We start from the raw sequence: 16,312 nt of genomic DNA, 5'->3' as shown, positions 1-16,312 counted from the left end.
CCGGAGCCCGACCGCCGCCGGGGGGCCGTCGCGCCGGCTCCTGGGCGTGACCGTCGGCGCGATGGCGCTGATGATGACCACCCCCACCAAATGGACCCACCACCTGGGAGTGTTCGCCGGGCTGGCACCGGGCCCCCTACTTTTTGCCTTTGGACCCGGCCTCCCCCCCAACCCCCCGCCCCCGCCCCCCCGGGGGGGTGGGGGGCCGGGGGCCGTTGGGTACTACCTGTTACTTCGAGACGGTGACGTCCACGTTGTGGATACCGGGGCCCTCGGGCCGCAGTTCCGAGGTGCCGTTACCGGACGAGGACAGGGCCCGCAGGGTCCAGCTGCCCGGCGCGGCGAAGAAACGGAAATCGCCGGTGCCGGAGGCGACGACCTCGGCGGTGAAATCGCCGTTACCGTCGAGCAGGCGGACGAACGCGCCCGCCACGGGCTCGCCGTCGGTGCCGAGAACGCGGCCGGTGATGACCGTTTCCTTCTCCACATCGACGCCGGCCGGGATGGCCTGACCTTGGGTAGGTGCTGCACACATGGTGGTTACTCTCCCAACTCGATAGGTGCGCCGACCAGCGAACCGTATTCGGTCCAGCTTCCATCGTAGTTCTTGACGTTCTGGTGCCCGAGCAGCTCCTGCAGCACGAACCAGGTGTGCGAGGAGCGCTCGCCGATGCGGCAGTAGGCGATGGTGTCCTTGCTGCCGTCCAGGCCGGCATCACCGTAGATCTCGGCGAGTTCGGAATCGGATTTGAAGGTGCCGTCCTCGTTCGCGGCCTTGCTCCACGGCACGTTGATCGCGCTCGGGATGTGGCCGGGGCGCTGGCTCTGCTCCTGCGGCAGGTGGGCCGGTGCCAGGATCTTGCCGGAGAACTCGTCGGGGGACCGCACATCGACCAGGTTCTTGGTGCCGATGGCGGCGATGACCTCGTCGCGGAAGGCACGGATCGAGTTGTCCGGTTCGGCGGCCTTGTACTGGGTGGCCGGACGGGACACCTCGTCACGGGAGAGCGGACGCCCGTCGAGCTCCCACTTCTTGCGGCCGCCGTCGAGCAGCTTGACGTTGTTGTGACCGTACAGCTTGAAGTACCAGTAGGCGTAGGCGGCGAACCAGTTGTTGTTACCGCCGTACAGGATGACCTCGTCGTCGTTGGCGATCCCGCGCTCCGAGAGCAGTGCGGAGAACTGCTCCTGGTTCACGAAGTCACGACGCACCGGATCCTGCAGATCCTTCTTCCAGTCGAGCCGGACGGCGCCCTCGATGTGTCCGCCGTCGTAGGCGGTGGTGTCCTCGTCGACCTCGACGAAGACGACGCCGGGGGTCTTGAGATTCTCTTCGGCCCAGTCGACGGAGACCAGGACATCGGAGCGAGCCATTTGTTTCCTTTCAGTGGTGACTAGCGATTCGGTTCAGTTCGATGTGGGAAATACGGGGCAGGGAACCGGGGAGCAGCCGGGTGACCAGCGGATACAGCTTGCAGCCGAGGCAGATTCCGAACGCGGCGTTCAGGAATGCCGCGAACAGGGCGAAACCGGCGAACACGGCGCCCACCGCCGAGATGCCGAGCAGGAAACCCAGCAGGCTCACGGCGGCGAATACGAAACCCAGCAGCTGCGCGAACCGCAGCGGTGGGGTGGGTTCGGTCTCGGTGACCGGGCCCAAGCGGGGCGCGACCAGGCGCGCGTAGAGCAGGCCGTACGGGTGGCGGCGCGGCCCGAGTACCGCGCCCAGCGCGAAGACCACGGCCTGTACGGCGATCAATACCGCGGCCGCCGGGGTGGTGACGGCCGCGAGGAGTAACACCACGATCAGCACGGCCGTGGTGACCCAGGCAACGAAACGGGGACCGCGGACATCGACCCGGTCGGCGGCTGCCGCGGTGCTTGCGGAAGTAGTGGAGGACATCGACGAAACTCCTGCGCTCGAACTGTTCGGCGGAATTCGGCCGGTTCGCCGGGGGATGAGATCACTCGCGCGGACGAACCGTGGTCGGTGTCAGGAAAAGACCCGACCGCTCAGCGGCACAGGCAGCAACAACCACCGAGGCGGCACAGATCGACTGTGCGGCGACGGGTGAGCATCAGCTCGCGGTGGGTTTGCACACCGGGCAGTCTACCCAATCCCGCCGAGGATCCAATGGGTAGGGGGAAATCCCCCGGTCAGACCCCTTACTGGAACCGCTCTCCCTCAGCCCGGGTGGGCCCGCCCCTGGTCTGGAGCGACGGAGCGGGGGAGCGCAGCGGAGGAGCGGAGGAGTGAAGACCAGGGGTTAATAGGGTCCCGCCTTCTCGAGCCGCGGAGCGGCTCCAAAATTACAGCCCGCCCCTTGGCGGACGGTCAGCCCCGGAAGGGACCGCTTGCGAAATTACAGCGCGGCCGTCAGCGGGCTCAATGCGCTGCGGAGATCGCTCGTCTTCGGAACCCCCGAGATACGGAATCGTTCCCGGCCCTCCGCGTCGAATACGAAGGTGGTGGGCAGCGAAAGTACGTTCAGGGCCCGGGCCAGCTCCGGATCCGCGTCGATATCGATTTCGATATCGCGCGGCGGCTGCGGGGAATCCGCCAGGTCACGGGTGGCATCGGCGACCACCCGGCGGACCGCGGAGCAGGGGCCGCACCACTCGGCCGAGAAATGTAATACCGCGGGCCCCGATCCGGTGACCCCGGCGGCCAGCAGCAGTTCGTCGCGAGCGGTGGTGTCACGGTCCAAGGTGGCGGGTGCCGTGCGCACCGAGCCTTCGCGGTGGCGCAGGTACAGGCCCACTGCGAGCCCTGCCAACAGCATTACCACCAGGATGGTGATCTCGATCATGGTCGCCGCAATCTGTTCAGGTCGATCGTCACATCTTCGCCCCGGCCCTCCACCACGATATGGCCACCCAGCGCGGTGACCTCGGTGGGCCGGATCCCGAAGGGAAGTTCCTTGGTATCGATGGTACGGGTGAACATCGCGAGCACCGCCGGGATATCCGCCTCGTCGACCACCGGCTGCGACGGCACCGGCGACAACTCTTCCGAGTACAGCCCGGTGGCGATGATGCGCACCTGGTCGCCGTCGAGCAGCAGATCCGCCGCCACACTGACCCGTTCCCCGGCGAAACTGGCGCCCTGCTGGCCGCTCGGCGCGACCGGCAGAGTCCCGGTCAGCACCAGGGCGCCGGCCGTGGTCATACCCGAGCCGCCCGAACCGCCGGTCCCGTCGGATTTGTCGGCGGGCCGCGAATGCACCTCGAGGTCGGGAATCCCGAACAGCCGGCCTAGTTCGGTGGGCGCGACCCGCATCCGGACATCCACCTGATCCACCGGCAGACTGCGCACCCGGCCGTCGACCAGATCGCTCAGCGGCAGCCGCATCCCCAGCAGAGTGGCCTCGAGCGCGATCTCGCCCGGGATATCGGCCCGCACACTATCGGCGTTGATCTCGATATTGTCGTAGCGGCCGTTCAGCGCCTGCCGCAGGAACGGGAATCCGTGGAAGGTGACCTCCGGGTCGGCACTGAGTTCGGCGCCCACCCGCAGCGATCGTGACACCCGGTACTCCGAATATGCGGCCGCACCGAAATCGATGACCACTGCCAGGCCGGCCAGGCACAGCAGTCCGATGATCAGCTTCCGCATGTCATGCACCCTAATGGACGCCATCCCGTCCCCGTCCGGGGTCTGCGGTGCCCGAATCATCATCGGGAAAATAGGGCCACGGCCCGCGGCGGCGTAATCACCGGACGGTATTCACGCTAATCTTGCAGCGATTACTTGTGGATGAGCAACGTGGCGACGGCGACGAAGCTGGCTTTCGCGTAGCTACGAGATGGGAGGAGTGCCGTGGAGCTGCTCCTGCTGACCTCCGACCCCGACCCCGATTCGGTTCTGCCCTCGCTGTCGCTGCTCGCGCACAATGTGCGGCCCGCACCGACCGAGGTGGCATCGTTGCTCGAGGCGGGTACCGCCGATGTGGCGCTGGTGGACGCGCGGACCGATCTGGCGGCCGCGCGCGGCCTGTGCCGGCTGCTCGGTAGTACGGGGTCGTCCGTCCCGGTGGTGGCCGTCCTGACCGAGGGTGGTCTGGTCGCGGTGAACGCCGACTGGGGCCTCGACGATATCCTGCTGCCTTCCACCGGTCCCGCCGAACTGGATGCGCGGTTGCGGCTGCTGGTCGGGCGTACCGGTGGCGCGGCCAGCCCCGAGAACACCGGCAAGATCACGCTCGGTGAGCTGGTGATCGACGAGGGCACCTATACCGCGCGGTTGCGCGGGCGCCCGCTGGATCTCACGTACAAGGAATTCGAGCTGCTGAAGTACCTGGCCCAGCACGCCGGCCGGGTCTTCACCCGCGCGCAGCTGCTGCAGGAGGTGTGGGGGTACGACTTCTTCGGGGGCACCCGCACGGTCGATGTCCATGTGCGGCGGCTACGGGCGAAGCTCGGCAGTGAATACGAATCGCTGATCGGCACGGTCCGCAACGTGGGATACAAGGCCGTGCGCCCGGCCCGGTCGGCGAACAAGGGCGAGACCGAAGCCCGCGCCGCGAACGGTGACCGGGAGGGCGCGGACGAGGATTCCATGGCACCGGTCAACGGCACCGCCCAGTGAGCGCGGACGCCGTGCCGGATCTCGAATTGCGCTGGTTCGCGGGCTCGCCCACCGGTGGCGTCGATCCGCTGCCCAGCGGTCGTGGTGGTGCTGGTACGTCGCTCGGCGGTGGGGCGGGCGTGCCGCCCGGCGGCAGTGCCGATATCTCGCTGGGCCGCCGGGCCGGTGAAGTGGCGGAACTGCTGGCCGCCGTCGCGGCGGAAGACGGCGTAGCGCCGGTTTCCGAGCAGGGCCTGCTCGCCCTGCGCGGCGATTCGCCCGTGCGGCATCTGCTCGCCCTGCGCGACGGCGCGGTGGCCGGTTATGCGGGGCTGACCCCGGCGCATGACGAACATCCCGCGATGGCGGAAGCGGCGGTCGCGCCCGGGCACCGTGGCCGCGGGATCGGCCGGGCGCTGGTGGCTGCGGCGCTGGCCGCCGGTGGCGGCGGGGCCCGGATCTGGGCGCATGGGAAATTGCCGGCCGCCGCGGCGGTCGCGGACCGGCTGGGGCTGGTCGCCGCACGCGAGTTGTGGCAGATGCGCCGGCCGCTGGCAACTCCCGAGTTACCGGCCGTGGAGATCCCGGACGATATCGTCGTGCGCGCCTACGCCGGTCCGGACGACGATGCCGAATTGCTCCGGGTCAACAACGCCGCCTTCGATTGGCACCCTGAACAGGGTGGATGGACCGGAGCGGAGCTGGCGCAGCGGCGTGCCGAATCCTGGTTCGACCCGCAGGGTCTGTTCCTGGCGTTCGCCGCGGAGGAGCCCGGCACGTTGCTCGGGTTCCACTGGACAAAGGTGCACCACGAGGAGAACCCGCCGGCCGGTGAGGTCTACGTGGTCGGGATCGACCCGGCGGCACAGGGGCGCGGACTCGGCCGGTTGCTCACCCTGATCGGCCTGCACCACCTGCGGGATGCGGGTCTGGGCGAAGTGCTGTTGTACACGGAGGCCGACAACACCGCCGCGGTGCACACCTACAGCCGGCTCGGTTTCACGCCGGCGCATATCGATATCGCCTACGCGCTGCCCCCGGATAGTTGATGACAACTATTGGTACAACCGGGGCCGAGCCGCGCAGCGTGTCGAGTCCGCGTTTCGGTACGTGCCTGCGGAGGAGCCCGGACCGGCGCCGAGTAATACCGGCTCGGCGCATGAGCGGGTGCGGCCACCGCGTTGACGAGGCGCCGCGATGCGGTCCGCTGTAGGGTCCCTGCGGCCGCGCGGGCGGGCGTGGGGACCTTGTCGCCGGGACCTCCACCGGTCCGGGTGAAATGACTTTTGAGCGGTTCGCGCGGGTGCGCTGAGTAACAATGCGGCAAACATCACACATATCGGGCGCTTCGGCGCTGTCCTGTTCACCTTCCGTTCACTCACCCTGGTCCGGCTGTCTACCGACGGGACCTAGGTTGATTCTGGGCGGTCGTGGGCCGCCTGGTGTGCAAGTTCCCCGCGAACGGCCGCACCACCACACGCGCCCGGGCCGGTGAGGGACCGGGCGAGTAGGACGTATCCGGAGGACTGGAGTGAATTTCAAGCGCAGCAGCGCCCTCGTCGGCGTTCTCGCCGCCGCGATTCTGCCGTTGGCCGCCTGTGGCAGCGACGACAACGCGGGCGCGACCGGTGTCGAAGCCAACGCCGACGTCCAGTGCGGCGGCAAGGAAGCCCTCAAGGCCAGCGGCGCCTCGTCGCAGAAGAATGCCGTCGAGCGTTTCACTGCCGCCTACGAAACCAACTGCGACGGGCAGACCCTCAACTACACCTCGAGTGGTTCGGGTGCCGGTGTCAAGGAATTCATCGGCGGCCAGACCGATTTCGCCGGTTCCGATTCGCCGCTGAGCGAATCCAAGGGTGAGGTGGCGCAGGCCGCCGAGCGCTGCGGCGCCCCGGCGTGGAACCTGCCGACCGTCTTCGGCCCGATCGCCATCACCTACAACGTCAACGGTGTCACCGATCTGGCGCTCGACGGCCCGACCGCGGCCAAGATCTTCAACGGCACCATCAAGACCTGGGATGCCCCCGAGATCAAGGCGCTGAACCCGGACGCGCAGCTGCCGGCCGAGCCGATCAAGGTCATCTACCGGTCCGACGAGTCCGGCACCACCGACAACTTCCAGCTCTACCTGGACGCCGCGTCCGACGGCGCCTGGGGCAAGGAGGCCGGCAAGGTCTTCAACGGTGGCGTCGGTGAAGGTGCCAAGGGCAACGAGGGCACCTCGGCCGCGGTGAAGTCCACCCCGGGTTCCATCACCTACAACGAGTGGTCGTTCGCCAAGGCGCAGAACCTCTCGGTGGCACAGGTCATCACCTCCGCCGGCCCGGAGCCGGTCGAGCTGACCTCGGAAACCGCCGGTAAGGCCATCGACGGCGTGCAGATCAAGGGTGAGGGCAACGACCTGGTGCTCGACACCTCGTCGTTCTACAAGCCCACCGAGGGCGGCGCCTACCCGATCATCATGCCGACCTATGAGATCGTGTGCTCCAAGTACGCCGACGGTGAGGTCGCGACCGCGGTCAAGGCGTTCCTGACCACGGCCATCACCAACGGCCAGGAAGGTCTGGAGGACAACGGGTACGTGCCGATCCCCGAGGAGTTCAAGACCAAACTGACCACGGCGATCAACGCCATCTCCTGATAGCGCGAAGATGACAGTCAACCCAGAGGTAGCCTCGGCGGGCTCGTCCAGCGGGACGAGCCTGTCGAAGGCAGGAGTCCCCGCATCCATGTCCAGCCATCCGAGCAAACCGCCGCTGGGCGGTGAAAGCAGCGGCCGCGGCCGGCGTGCCGAGCTGGTGTTCAAATCGCTGGCCGTCGCCGCCGCCGCGATCATCGTGGGCTCGATCGCGCTGATCGCATTGTTCCTGCTGATCCGTGCGGTGCCTTCGCTCCGGGCTGACCAGGTGAACTTCTTCACCAGCACGGAGTTCAACACCGGCGACGCGGACAACCTCCGCTTCGGCATCCGTGACCTGTTCATGGTGACGGTGTTGAGCTCCGCTTTCGCGCTGATCATCGCGGTGCCGATCGGTGTCGGCATCGCGTTGTTCCTCACTCGCTACGCGCCGAAACAGCTGGCCCGGCCGTTCTCCATGCTGACCGATCTGCTGGCCGCCGTGCCCTCGATCGTGTACGGCCTGTGGGGCCTGCTGGTGCTGGCGCCCTACCTGAAGCCGGTCCAGGAGTTCCTCAACGACAATCTGGGCTGGTTCTTCCTCTTCGCCGACGGCAATGTCTCCATCGCCGGCGGTGGCACGATCTTCACCGCCGGCGTGGTGCTGGCGGTGATGATCCTGCCGATCATCACCTCGGTCGCCCGCGAAGTCTTCGCGCTGACCCCGGTGGCGCATATCGAGGCGGCGCAGGCGCTCGGCGCCACCAAATGGGAGGTCGTGCGGATGACGGTGCTGCCCTACGGGCGCAGCGGTGTCATCGCCGGCTCCATGCTCGGCCTGGGCCGGGCGCTCGGTGAGACCATCGCGGTACTCATCATCCTGAAAACCTCCGCGGACGCGGGCGGCTGGTCGCTGTTCGACGGCGGCTTCACCTTCGCGTCCAAGATCGCCTCGGCCGCTGCCGAATTCAGCGCGCCGCTCCCGACCGGTGCCTACATCGCGGCGGGCTTCGTACTCTTCGTGCTGACCTTCGTCGTCAACGCGCTGGCCCGGTTCGTGGCGGGCGGAAAGGTGAACGGCTGATGGCCACCATGACCAAGTTCGATCAGCCGATCAAGGCGCCCACCTTCCGGGATGTGAGCACCGCCCGCAAGGTCAAGAACAACATCGCCACCGGCCTGTTCACCCTGTGCTTCCTGATCGCGCTCATCCCGCTGGGCTGGGTGCTGGGCATGGTGGTCGCCAACGGTTTCGAGGCGATCATCTCGCTGGACTGGTGGCAGAACTCGCAGAAGGGCATCCTGCCGGATCAGACCGGCGGCGGTGTCTACCACGCGATCTACGGAACCATCGTCCAGTCGGCGGTGGCGGCCGTGATCGCGGTCCCGCTGGGCATCATGGCCGCGATCTACCTGATCGAATACGGCACCGGCCGGTTCGCCAAGGTCACCACCTTCATGGTCGATATCCTGGCCGGTATCCCCTCGATCGTCGCGGCCTTGTTCATCTTCGCCCTCTGGATCGCGACGCTGGGCTTCCCGCAGAGCTCCTTCGCGGTCGCCCTGGCACTGGTGCTGCTGATGCTTCCGGTGGTGGTGCGCAACACCGAGGAAATGCTGAAACTCGTCCCCGACGAGCTACGCGAAGCCTCCTATGCGCTCGGTATCCCGAAATGGAAGACGATCGTCAAGATCGTCATCCCGACCGCCCTGCCGGGCATGATATCCGGCATCCTGCTCGCGCTGGCCCGCGTTATGGGCGAGACCGCGCCGGTACTGGTGCTGGTCGGCTACAGCAAGTCGATCAATACGAATATCTTCGACGGCAATATGGCCTCGCTGCCGCTGCTGATCTATCAGGAACTGGCGAACGCGGAAGACGCGGGCCGCCAGCGCGTATGGGGTGCGGCGCTCACGCTCATCCTGCTGATCGCGCTGCTCTACCTGGCGGCCGCGGGTGTCAACAAGTTCCTGATGCGGAACCGATAAGGCGGAAACGGAAAAATAGATGGCCAAGCGCATCGATATCAAAGACCTCAACATCTACTACGGCAAATTCCATGCCGTAGCGGATGTCTCGCTGAACGTCTTGCCGCGCAGCGTGACCGCCTTCATCGGTCCGTCCGGTTGCGGTAAATCCACCGTGCTGCGATCGCTCAACCGGATGCACGAGGTGACTCCGAACGCCAGCGTTTCGGGCGCCGTGATGCTCGACGGGGAGGATATCTACGCCTCCCAGGTGGACCCCGTCGGCGTGCGTCGCACCATCGGCATGGTCTTCCAGCGACCGAACCCGTTCCCCACCATGTCCATTCGCGACAACGTGGTGGCCGGCCTCAAACTGCAGGGTGTCCGCAACAAGGCCGAACTGGACGAGGTCGCGGAACGCTCGCTGCGGGGCGCGAACCTCTGGAACGAGGTCAAGGACCGGCTGGACAAGCCGGGTGGCGGCCTCTCCGGCGGTCAGCAGCAGCGTCTGTGCATCGCCCGCGCCATCGCGGTCTCCCCGGACGTGCTGCTGATGGACGAGCCGTGTTCGGCCCTGGACCCGATCTCCACGCTGGCGATCGAGGATCTGATCACCGAGCTGAAGAAGGAATACACGATCGTCATCGTCACCCACAACATGCAGCAGGCGGCGCGGGTGAGCGATAAGACCGGCTTCTTCAATCTGGAAGCACAGGGCAAGCCGGGCCGGCTGGTCGAGATCGACGATACGGAGAAGATCTTCTCCAACCCCGGCGAAAAGGCCACCGAGGACTACATCTCCGGCCGCTTCGGCTGAGCCACCGAGAGCACCGACGACGAGAAGCCCGCGGGAGCGATTCTCGCGGGCTTCTCTGTGTGCTCGACCGGCTGGAATCCTTCGTAGCGCCATCGAGCCCGCAGCCGCCGCCGCGCTGCGCGCCGCTTGTGGGTCGTGCCGTGTTATTGCCTCCTCCGACATGACTCGATACCCTTGGTCAGGCGGGGGGAGAAGAATGACACGACCTCTGCGAATTCTGTTCGAACGAAAGAGGATTCGTGATGGCAGTACGATTGATCACCAGTGGATTGCTCGGCGTGGCCACGATCTTGGGCGCAACGTTGCTGGCTCCGCAGGCTGCGGCCGTGCCGGCAGACCCGTGCAACGAATATACCGTTGGCAACGTTCGCCATGAAGGCACGACGAAGTGGCTTTGCTACTCATACGGCCAGGGCCGGTACGGATGGATCGTGGCCAACTAGCGATATCGGCTCCGGGGTGAACCCGTAGATATGACTGTGGCCCGAGGAAACCTTCTCCTCGGGCCACAGCCGTGTGTTCGGGCTGCGGTCAGCCTTCGCCGTCGGTGTCGGTGGGGAGTTCGCCGGTGACCAGGAAGATGACGCGGCGGCCGATCTCGACCGCGTGGTCGGCGAAACGCTCGTAGTAGCGGCCGAGCAAGGTGACATCGACCGCGGCCGCCACCCCGTACTTCCATTCACGGTCCATCAACAGGGTGAACAGGTGGCGATGCAGGTCGTCCATCGCCTCGTCGTCCTGGTTGAGTTGGGCGGCGCGTTCGGGGTCGCGGGTGTCGAGGACCTCTTTGGCGCCCTGGCCCATGCTGACCGCGATCCGGCCCATCTCGGCGAAGTAGCCGTTGACCGCCTCGGGAAGGGCATGGTTGGGGTGCCTGCGCCGGGCGACCTTGGCCACGTGCAGGGCGAGGGTGCCCATCCGGTTGACGTCGTTGACGATCTGGATCGCACTGACCACCTGCCGGAGATCGCCGGCGACGGGGGCCTGCAGCGCGAGCAGGGCGAAGGACTTCTCCTCCGCATCGGCGATCATCTCGGCGATCCGATCACCCTCGCTGATGACCTGCTCGGCCAGCGGCAGGTCGGCCTGGAGCAGAGCCTGCGTGGCGCGATCCATGGCCGAACCGGCAAGCCCGGCCATATCGCCCAGCAGGTGGGCGAGATCGGCCATTTGCTCGTTGTAGATGACACGCATGAAACAGAAGACTAGTTCGCCCCACTGTCCACGTCACCAACACCGGGTGAATAACCCGGTCGACGCTCTTCCGCAGGCCGGTTACTGCACCGCGCAGGGATCGTCGGCGGCATTCACATGCTCCAGGTCGGAGGGCAGTTCCACCGGCCCGGTGGTGGCCGCGGGCACATCGGTGATCGGACTGCCGACCGGCGTCGGTTCGTCGATCACCTGCTGGTAATCCTCACCGAGTACCAGCTCGACAATGCTGCCCAGCGATTCGTCGCTCTCGATGGTCGCCCCGGGGATCGCGCTCGCCACCGTGGCCGCCTCGGCCTCGTGCCCGGCGGAGTAACGGACCTTGGTTTCGGTCGCGTTGCCCTCGGTGTAGTTGCCGACGTTGTAGATGTTGAAACCCACATTGGCGAGCTCGCTGGCGGTCGTATTCGCCAGGCCCACGATGCCCGAACCATTGGAGACCAGCAGCGACAGAGTGCTGGGATCGACCGCGGTGAGCGAGGGCGGCACCGGGGCCTCGGAGGTCGGCGGTGGGGCCGGGGCGGTCTTCTCGCCGGGCAGTGGCTGATCGTCCCGGATCGCCTGGAAGATTGCCTGGATATCGGCGGTGCGGGGGATCTCGTTGCCGTCGGAGGTGGTGCCGGCGGTGGGGACGGTGAGGAAGGTCACCGCGCCGGATTCGAGGTCCTGTAGCGAGCGGCCCAGCATCAGCAGATCGTTGGGTTCGACACCGTCGACGAAGGTGGCGTTGCCGAACGCCTGGATGAATCCGTTCAGCTTGCCCGGATCCAACAGGACCTTGCTCGACAGTGCGCCGCGGAGCAGCGAGGCGAGGAACTTCTGCTGCCGGTTGATCCGGTCGTAGTCGCTGCGTTCTTCCCCGTAGACGTGCCGGGCGCGCACATAGTTGAGCGCGGTCGCCCCGTCGATCCGGTGCCGGCCGGCCTCCGGGATGATCGTGCCGAGCATGCCGTCTTCCAGGGGTTTGCTCACGCATACCTCGACGCCGTTGACCTGGTTCACCATCTGCTCGAATCCCGCGAAGTCGATACCGATGAAATGGTTGATCGTGCTACCGGTCAGCCGCTGGATGGTCGAGAGCAGGCAGCGCGGGCCGCCCACCGCGTACACGGCATTGAGCTTGCCGCTCATGGCGGATTCGTAGACTTCGTCGGTGTAGGTGCTCTTCTCGTTGTCCCAGCGCTTGCATTCGGGACGAGTGACATCGAGATCGCGCGGGAAGGATACGACGACCACGCGCTGCCGGTTCTTCGGAATATGCACCAGCATCGTGGTGTCCGCGCGCGCGCCTTCGGCGTCTTCGACGGTTCCGGCGCCGATATCACCGTTGACTCCGGCCCGAGTGTCGGTGCCGACGATCAGGTAGTTCTCGTCACCGAGTTGAGCCTGGGCGTCGATGACATCGTCTTCGTTCTCGGCGAGCGCGGAGACCTGGTTGAGGCTGTTGCCCGTGGCACGCAGATAGCTCCAGCCACCTCCGGTGATGAGCAGTGCCAGCACCGAGAGGAAGGCGACTCCGGCGCGGACCGCTATCCGTATCCGCTTCTCGCGCCGCGACCGAGCGGTCGACCGCCGTTTCGGTTTACCGACCGTCTCGGGCTCGGCCGGTTCGGCGGTCGGCCAGCCCGCGGTGTCGGTCCGGCCGCGCCGGGCGCCGCCCGCGCCGGATTCGTCGAGGGGCGGGAGCACATCGGTGACATTCTCGTCGACCGCTCCGGGTGTGGCGCCCTTACTGCCACGCCGCGGTGTGCTGCGCGATTGCCGGGTGCGCTTCGGGCTCGGGTCACCTTCCGGTCGCGGGCCGCTGTGTGCCTCGTGCGGCTGCGGTACCTCGGTGGTGAGCTGCGGATCGCCGGGCGGTGGCGGGACGGGCCGGGCAGCCGTGGGTGGCCGGTTGTGGGCCCCGTCCCGGGGTGGTTTTGCGGGAGACGGCGCCACGGCGGCGCGGCTTTCCGTGCCCGGCCGGGACGGCCCGCGGGCGGGCACGACCTCGGCGCCGGCTTCCGTGGGCCGGACGGGCGGGCGCTGGGGGCCTGCCGGGCCGGCCTCCGGGCGGCGGGTAGGTGGTACAGCCGGTTGCGACCGGGAGGTCGGCTGGGGCTGATCGGGCCGGCGTGGCGCCTGCCCGCCGGGTGCCGCGGGCCGTTGCGGTGGGCCGGCCTGAGCCGGAGTCGCGCCCGTCGGATGTGGACCGGGCCGGTCCGGACGCGGGGGCCCGGCGGGCGGCCGGGTCGGCCCGGCGCCGGGATGGGCTGCCCGGCCCGTGGGCGGAGGCGCTGCGGGGCCGTGGGGTTCCGGCCGGGGCCGCTGGTCGGCACTCTGCCGCGGCGGCGCCGGCGGCCGGGCGGCGCGATCCGGCGGCTGCGCCGGACCGGACGCCGTGGCGTGCCTGCCGGTCTCCCCGGCTCGGCGCCGGGTGGTCCGTTCGCTGTCCACCCGGTCGACCAGATCCTGCACCGTCAGTGGTGCCTGGTTCTCGGGCGGCTCGGGTTGCCGTTGCCGTCGTGCCCCTCGCGTGTCGTCCATTTCGGGGGGCTCTGCCGCGGGATACCGCTCCCACGGTGCGCGACCTCCGGGCCGTGGTGAACGCCCGTTCCGATCGTCACCCACCAATGAACCTCGCTCTTTCGCAACTCGCTGCCGTCACAGCCGTGCTCGAAAGGCTGTGACGGGATTCCGCAATGATAACGATTTCGCCACTGAGGGCCACTCGGACATTTCGAGCGGGCGGGAGGCGAGGGTGATGCTGGAAGGTTGCCTGGCGCTATATTTCCACGCGCCGACCGGGGGTCGAGGCAAAGCCCGGCTCCGGCGTGTCACGGCGTGTCGATTACCTCACCCGCCGCTGTGCATCACATCGGCCGCGGCCGGGACGGTGTGGTCGTCCGGATCGTCGAGCCAGCCGTGCGGCAGGGCGACTTTGCCGGGGGAGCCCTGTCGTCCGCGCGGTCCTTCGGCATCCCTGGGGAAGGGGACGTCGGGGTCGAGCTGAGCGATGAGGCCGTCCAGCTCGGCGAGCGAGGCGACCGTGGCGAAACTGCGCCGCAACTCGGCGCCGAGTGGGAAGCCCATGAAATACCAGGCCATATGTTTGCGCAGATCGCGCATGCCTTTGTCCTCGCCGTGGTGTTCCGCGAGCAGCCCGGCGTGCCGGGCCAGGATTGTGCCCACTTCGCCCAGAGTCGGCGGGATGGGCGCCGGTTCACCGCGCAGCGCGGCGCTCAGTTCGGCGAACAACCAGGGCCGGCCCAGACAACCGCGACCCACCACGACCCCGTCGCAGCCCGTCTGTGCCATCATCGCGACGGCGTCGCCGGCGGTGAAGATATCCCCGTTGCCCAGCACCGGGATGGTGGTGACAGCCTCTTTCAGCCGCGCGATGGCCGACCAATCGGCCGTACCCGAGTAGCGCTGAGCGGCCGTACGGGCGTGCAGCGCTACGGCCGCGGCGCCCTCCGCCTCGGCGATGCGGCCGGTGTCGAGGAAGGTCTGGTGCTCGTCATCGATCCCGATGCGGAACTTCATGGTCACCGGCACCCCGGCCGGTTCGGCGGCCCGCACCATCTCCCGGACGATCGCGGCGAACAGATTCCGTTTGTACGGCAGGGCCGCACCGCCGCCGAGCCGGGTCACCTTCGGGACGGGGCAGCCCAGGTTCATATCGATATGGTCGGCCCAGCCTTCACCGACGATGATGCGCACCGCCTCACCGAGCGTGGCAGGGTCCACTCCGTACAACTGCATGGACCGGGGCGATTCACCCTGATCGAACGACATCATGTGCAGGGTTTTCTCATTGCGTTCCACCACGGCGCGGGCGGTGATCATCTCGCAGACGTAGATCGCGGTGGGGCTGCCGAACTCCCGGCACAGTTTCCGGAAGGCCAGGTTGGTGATTCCCGCCATCGGGGCGAGCACGACGGGCGGATCCACCGGGTAGGGGCCGATCCGCAAACCTGTCTCCTGTTCCAACTCTGCCTGCACGATGTCCCATTTTCCCTGTTGCCGCGCGCCGGGGCACTATCGGGTGTCTCACCACGGGCATGCGGCACCGAGAGCTGGGCACGGACGGTCGCACTGTGATCTGCCCGGCTCCCCGGGTGGGGGCCGACGGGCAGCGCGACCGGCCACCGCTAGCCTCTCGGGTGGTGGATCGCTGGAGCGTCGGCCCTACCGGGCCGTTGACCACGGCGGATGCGCTACTCGGCCGCACCTCGGCCGCGGATTCGCGCCGCCCGCGGCGGGGCGAAGCATCGAGTCAATCGGGGGTAACGAAAGAGGACCACAGCACCATGGCCGACCAGAACCAAGATCCCGCCGGTACTCCGGAAGACAGCGCTGCCGGGGAAACCGATTCCCTGGACAGGGCTGCCGCGAAGAAACCGGCCTCCGGTGACCGGCCGGGCACAGTATCGATCCAGGTGGCCAGCCTGGTGCGCGGTGCGCTGATCGCAGTGCTCGCCGTGGTAGCGATCGTTTTCGCCGTCCTGTACTTCGTTGCCCGCGGCGACCTGGCCGACCGCGACGAACAGGCCGCCGCCGACCGCCACGCCGAACAACTGGCCACCGACTACGCGGTCGGCGCCGCGACGGTGAATTTCAAGGATCTCGACGCCTGGATCACCGCGCTGAAAACGAATACGACTCCCCAGCTCGCCGGGAAATTCGACGAAACCGCGCCCAAACTGGAACAGATCCTGGTCCCGTTGCAATGGACCTCGACGGCGACCCCCATCGCCGCGAAGGTCGCCTCGGAACAGGACGGCGTATACAAGGTGAACGTCTTCGTCGACGTCACCTCCACCAACGCACAGAACCCGGACGGAACGCAGACAACGGTGACCTACACCGTGACCCTCGACGAGAACGCCGGCTGGCAGATCACCGATGTCGGCGGCGTGGACGGCGCCCTCCCCACCAACTGAGATGCTGTGTCTTTTTGCGGCGCCTGCGGCGCCGCGGGTTTTGGCCCCCCTTGGTGGCCGGGGGGGGGGGGGGGGGGGGGCGGCGCGCCCGCGGGCGGGGGGGGGGGGGGGGGGGGGGGGGGGGGGGGGGGCGGGGGGCGGGGGCGTCGCGCGGGTTGCGGGGTTGGTCGCGCAGGGGGCTGATATCGATCTCGGTGGTGGTGAGG

Annotated in this window: 16 protein-coding genes and 1 pseudogene; 9 read left to right on the top strand and 8 right to left on the bottom strand. The window is 67.7% G+C overall.

The genetic code is table 11. The features are described 5' to 3' along the window. Nucleotides 1-127 (top strand): annotated as a pseudogene (locus QH276_RS35585) (arabinosyltransferase domain-containing protein); the annotation flags it as partial. A gap of 102 nt (nt 128-229) precedes the next feature. On the opposite strand, the gene QH276_RS22970 reads toward QH276_RS35585, so the two are convergent. From QH276_RS22970 to QH276_RS22950, 5 genes are all read right to left on the bottom strand, one after another. Continuing rightward, nucleotides 230-535, bottom strand: a complete 306-nt coding sequence (locus tag QH276_RS22970) for a DUF1416 domain-containing protein (RefSeq protein ID WP_280400162.1) — start codon at nt 533-535, stop codon at nt 230-232. 5 nt (nt 536-540) lie between these two features. Further along, nucleotides 541-1,374, bottom strand: coding sequence for a sulfurtransferase (locus QH276_RS22965; RefSeq protein WP_280400161.1), 834 nt, complete (start codon nt 1,372-1,374; stop codon nt 541-543). Between the two features lie 10 nt (nt 1,375-1,384). After that, the gene (locus QH276_RS22960) at nt 1,385-1,903 is read right to left on the bottom strand and encodes a DUF4395 domain-containing protein (RefSeq protein ID WP_280400160.1); all 519 of its coding nucleotides are present in this window, start codon (nt 1,901-1,903) and stop codon (nt 1,385-1,387) included. Nucleotides 1,904-2,363: 460 nt separating this feature from the next. Then, nucleotides 2,364-2,810: a thioredoxin family protein gene (locus tag QH276_RS22955; protein ID WP_280400159.1), complete on the bottom strand. Its 447-nt coding sequence runs from the start codon at nt 2,808-2,810 to the stop codon at nt 2,364-2,366. Then, on the bottom strand, nt 2,807-3,616 hold the full coding sequence (locus QH276_RS22950; RefSeq protein WP_280400158.1) for an LmeA family phospholipid-binding protein: 810 nt from the start codon (nt 3,614-3,616) through the stop codon (nt 2,807-2,809). The genes QH276_RS22955 and QH276_RS22950 overlap by 4 nt, the downstream gene beginning before the upstream one ends. Nucleotides 3,617-3,820: 204 nt before the next feature. Here QH276_RS22950 and QH276_RS22945 point away from each other — a divergent pair, with 204 nt between their 5' ends. From QH276_RS22945 to QH276_RS22915, 7 genes are all read left to right on the top strand, one after another. Then, the gene (locus tag QH276_RS22945; RefSeq protein WP_280400157.1) at nt 3,821-4,588 is read left to right on the top strand and encodes a winged helix-turn-helix transcriptional regulator; all 768 of its coding nucleotides are present in this window, start codon (nt 3,821-3,823) and stop codon (nt 4,586-4,588) included. Between the two features lie 143 nt (nt 4,589-4,731). After that, on the top strand, nt 4,732-5,616 hold the full coding sequence (mshD, locus tag QH276_RS22940) for a mycothiol synthase (protein ID WP_280400163.1): 885 nt from the start codon (nt 4,732-4,734) through the stop codon (nt 5,614-5,616). Nucleotides 5,617-6,098: 482 nt separating this feature from the next. After that, the gene (gene pstS / locus QH276_RS22935; RefSeq protein ID WP_280400156.1) at nt 6,099-7,208 is read left to right on the top strand and encodes a phosphate ABC transporter substrate-binding protein PstS; all 1,110 of its coding nucleotides are present in this window, start codon (nt 6,099-6,101) and stop codon (nt 7,206-7,208) included. Between the two features lie 88 nt (nt 7,209-7,296). Beyond that, a complete protein-coding gene (gene pstC, locus QH276_RS22930; RefSeq protein WP_280400155.1) occupies nt 7,297-8,268 on the top strand; it encodes a phosphate ABC transporter permease subunit PstC in 972 nt (323 codons plus the stop codon). Beyond that, on the top strand, nt 8,268-9,173 hold the full coding sequence (gene pstA, locus QH276_RS22925) for a phosphate ABC transporter permease PstA (RefSeq protein WP_280400154.1): 906 nt from the start codon (nt 8,268-8,270) through the stop codon (nt 9,171-9,173). The genes pstC and pstA overlap by 1 nt, the downstream gene beginning before the upstream one ends. Before the next feature lie 19 nt (nt 9,174-9,192). Beyond that, nucleotides 9,193-9,969, top strand: a complete 777-nt coding sequence (gene pstB, locus QH276_RS22920) for a phosphate ABC transporter ATP-binding protein PstB (RefSeq protein WP_280400153.1) — start codon at nt 9,193-9,195, stop codon at nt 9,967-9,969. Between the two features lie 242 nt (nt 9,970-10,211). After that, the gene (locus QH276_RS22915) at nt 10,212-10,412 is read left to right on the top strand and encodes a hypothetical protein (RefSeq protein WP_280397757.1); all 201 of its coding nucleotides are present in this window, start codon (nt 10,212-10,214) and stop codon (nt 10,410-10,412) included. 88 nt (nt 10,413-10,500) lie between these two features. Here the strand turns inward: QH276_RS22915 and phoU are convergent, their stop codons facing one another. The 3 genes from phoU to dusB all read right to left on the bottom strand — a co-directional run bounded on the left by phoU (nt 10,501) and on the right by dusB (nt 15,165). Continuing rightward, the gene (phoU, locus tag QH276_RS22910; protein ID WP_280397756.1) at nt 10,501-11,163 is read right to left on the bottom strand and encodes a phosphate signaling complex protein PhoU; all 663 of its coding nucleotides are present in this window, start codon (nt 11,161-11,163) and stop codon (nt 10,501-10,503) included. 81 nt (nt 11,164-11,244) lie between these two features. Beyond that, the gene (locus QH276_RS22905) at nt 11,245-13,119 is read right to left on the bottom strand and encodes an LCP family protein (protein ID WP_280397755.1); all 1,875 of its coding nucleotides are present in this window, start codon (nt 13,117-13,119) and stop codon (nt 11,245-11,247) included. Between the two features lie 897 nt (nt 13,120-14,016). Further along, nucleotides 14,017-15,165, bottom strand: coding sequence for a tRNA dihydrouridine synthase DusB (dusB, locus tag QH276_RS22900; RefSeq protein ID WP_280397754.1), 1,149 nt, complete (start codon nt 15,163-15,165; stop codon nt 14,017-14,019). Nucleotides 15,166-15,473: 308 nt separating this feature from the next. Here dusB and QH276_RS22895 point away from each other — a divergent pair, with 308 nt between their 5' ends. Then, a complete protein-coding gene (locus QH276_RS22895) occupies nt 15,474-16,106 on the top strand; it encodes a hypothetical protein (protein ID WP_280397753.1) in 633 nt (210 codons plus the stop codon). Nucleotides 16,107-16,312 lie beyond the last annotated feature (206 nt).

It is taken from the genome of Nocardia carnea (assembly GCF_029869215.1).
In the GTDB taxonomy this organism is placed as follows: Bacteria; Actinomycetota; Actinomycetes; order Mycobacteriales; family Mycobacteriaceae; genus Nocardia; species Nocardia carnea_B.
Note: the sequence above shows the minus strand (reverse complement) of the source record. Positions and strands in the feature narration are given on the sequence as shown.

Bases quoted from the DNA above. Each gene is read 5' to 3' on its own strand.
- pstB (WP_280400153.1), top strand. From the start codon at position 9,193: ATGGCCAAGCGCATCGATATCAAAGACCTCAACATCTACTACGGCAAA.
- QH276_RS22970 (WP_280400162.1), bottom strand. From the start codon at position 535: ATGTGTGCAGCACCTACCCAAGGTCAGGCCATCCCGGCCGGCGTCGAT.
- QH276_RS22955 (WP_280400159.1), bottom strand. From the start codon at position 2,810: ATGATCGAGATCACCATCCTGGTGGTAATGCTGTTGGCAGGGCTCGCA.
- QH276_RS22965 (WP_280400161.1), bottom strand. From the start codon at position 1,374: ATGGCTCGCTCCGATGTCCTGGTCTCCGTCGACTGGGCCGAAGAGAAT.
- QH276_RS22895 (WP_280397753.1), top strand. From the start codon at position 15,474: ATGGCCGACCAGAACCAAGATCCCGCCGGTACTCCGGAAGACAGCGCT.
- QH276_RS22960 (WP_280400160.1), bottom strand. From the start codon at position 1,903: ATGTCCTCCACTACTTCCGCAAGCACCGCGGCAGCCGCCGACCGGGTC.
- pstA (WP_280400154.1), top strand. From the start codon at position 8,268: ATGGCCACCATGACCAAGTTCGATCAGCCGATCAAGGCGCCCACCTTC.
- pstC (WP_280400155.1), top strand. From the start codon at position 7,297: ATGTCCAGCCATCCGAGCAAACCGCCGCTGGGCGGTGAAAGCAGCGGC.
- QH276_RS22915 (WP_280397757.1), top strand. From the start codon at position 10,212: ATGGCAGTACGATTGATCACCAGTGGATTGCTCGGCGTGGCCACGATC.
- phoU (WP_280397756.1), bottom strand. From the start codon at position 11,163: ATGCGTGTCATCTACAACGAGCAAATGGCCGATCTCGCCCACCTGCTG.
- QH276_RS22950 (WP_280400158.1), bottom strand. From the start codon at position 3,616: ATGCGGAAGCTGATCATCGGACTGCTGTGCCTGGCCGGCCTGGCAGTG.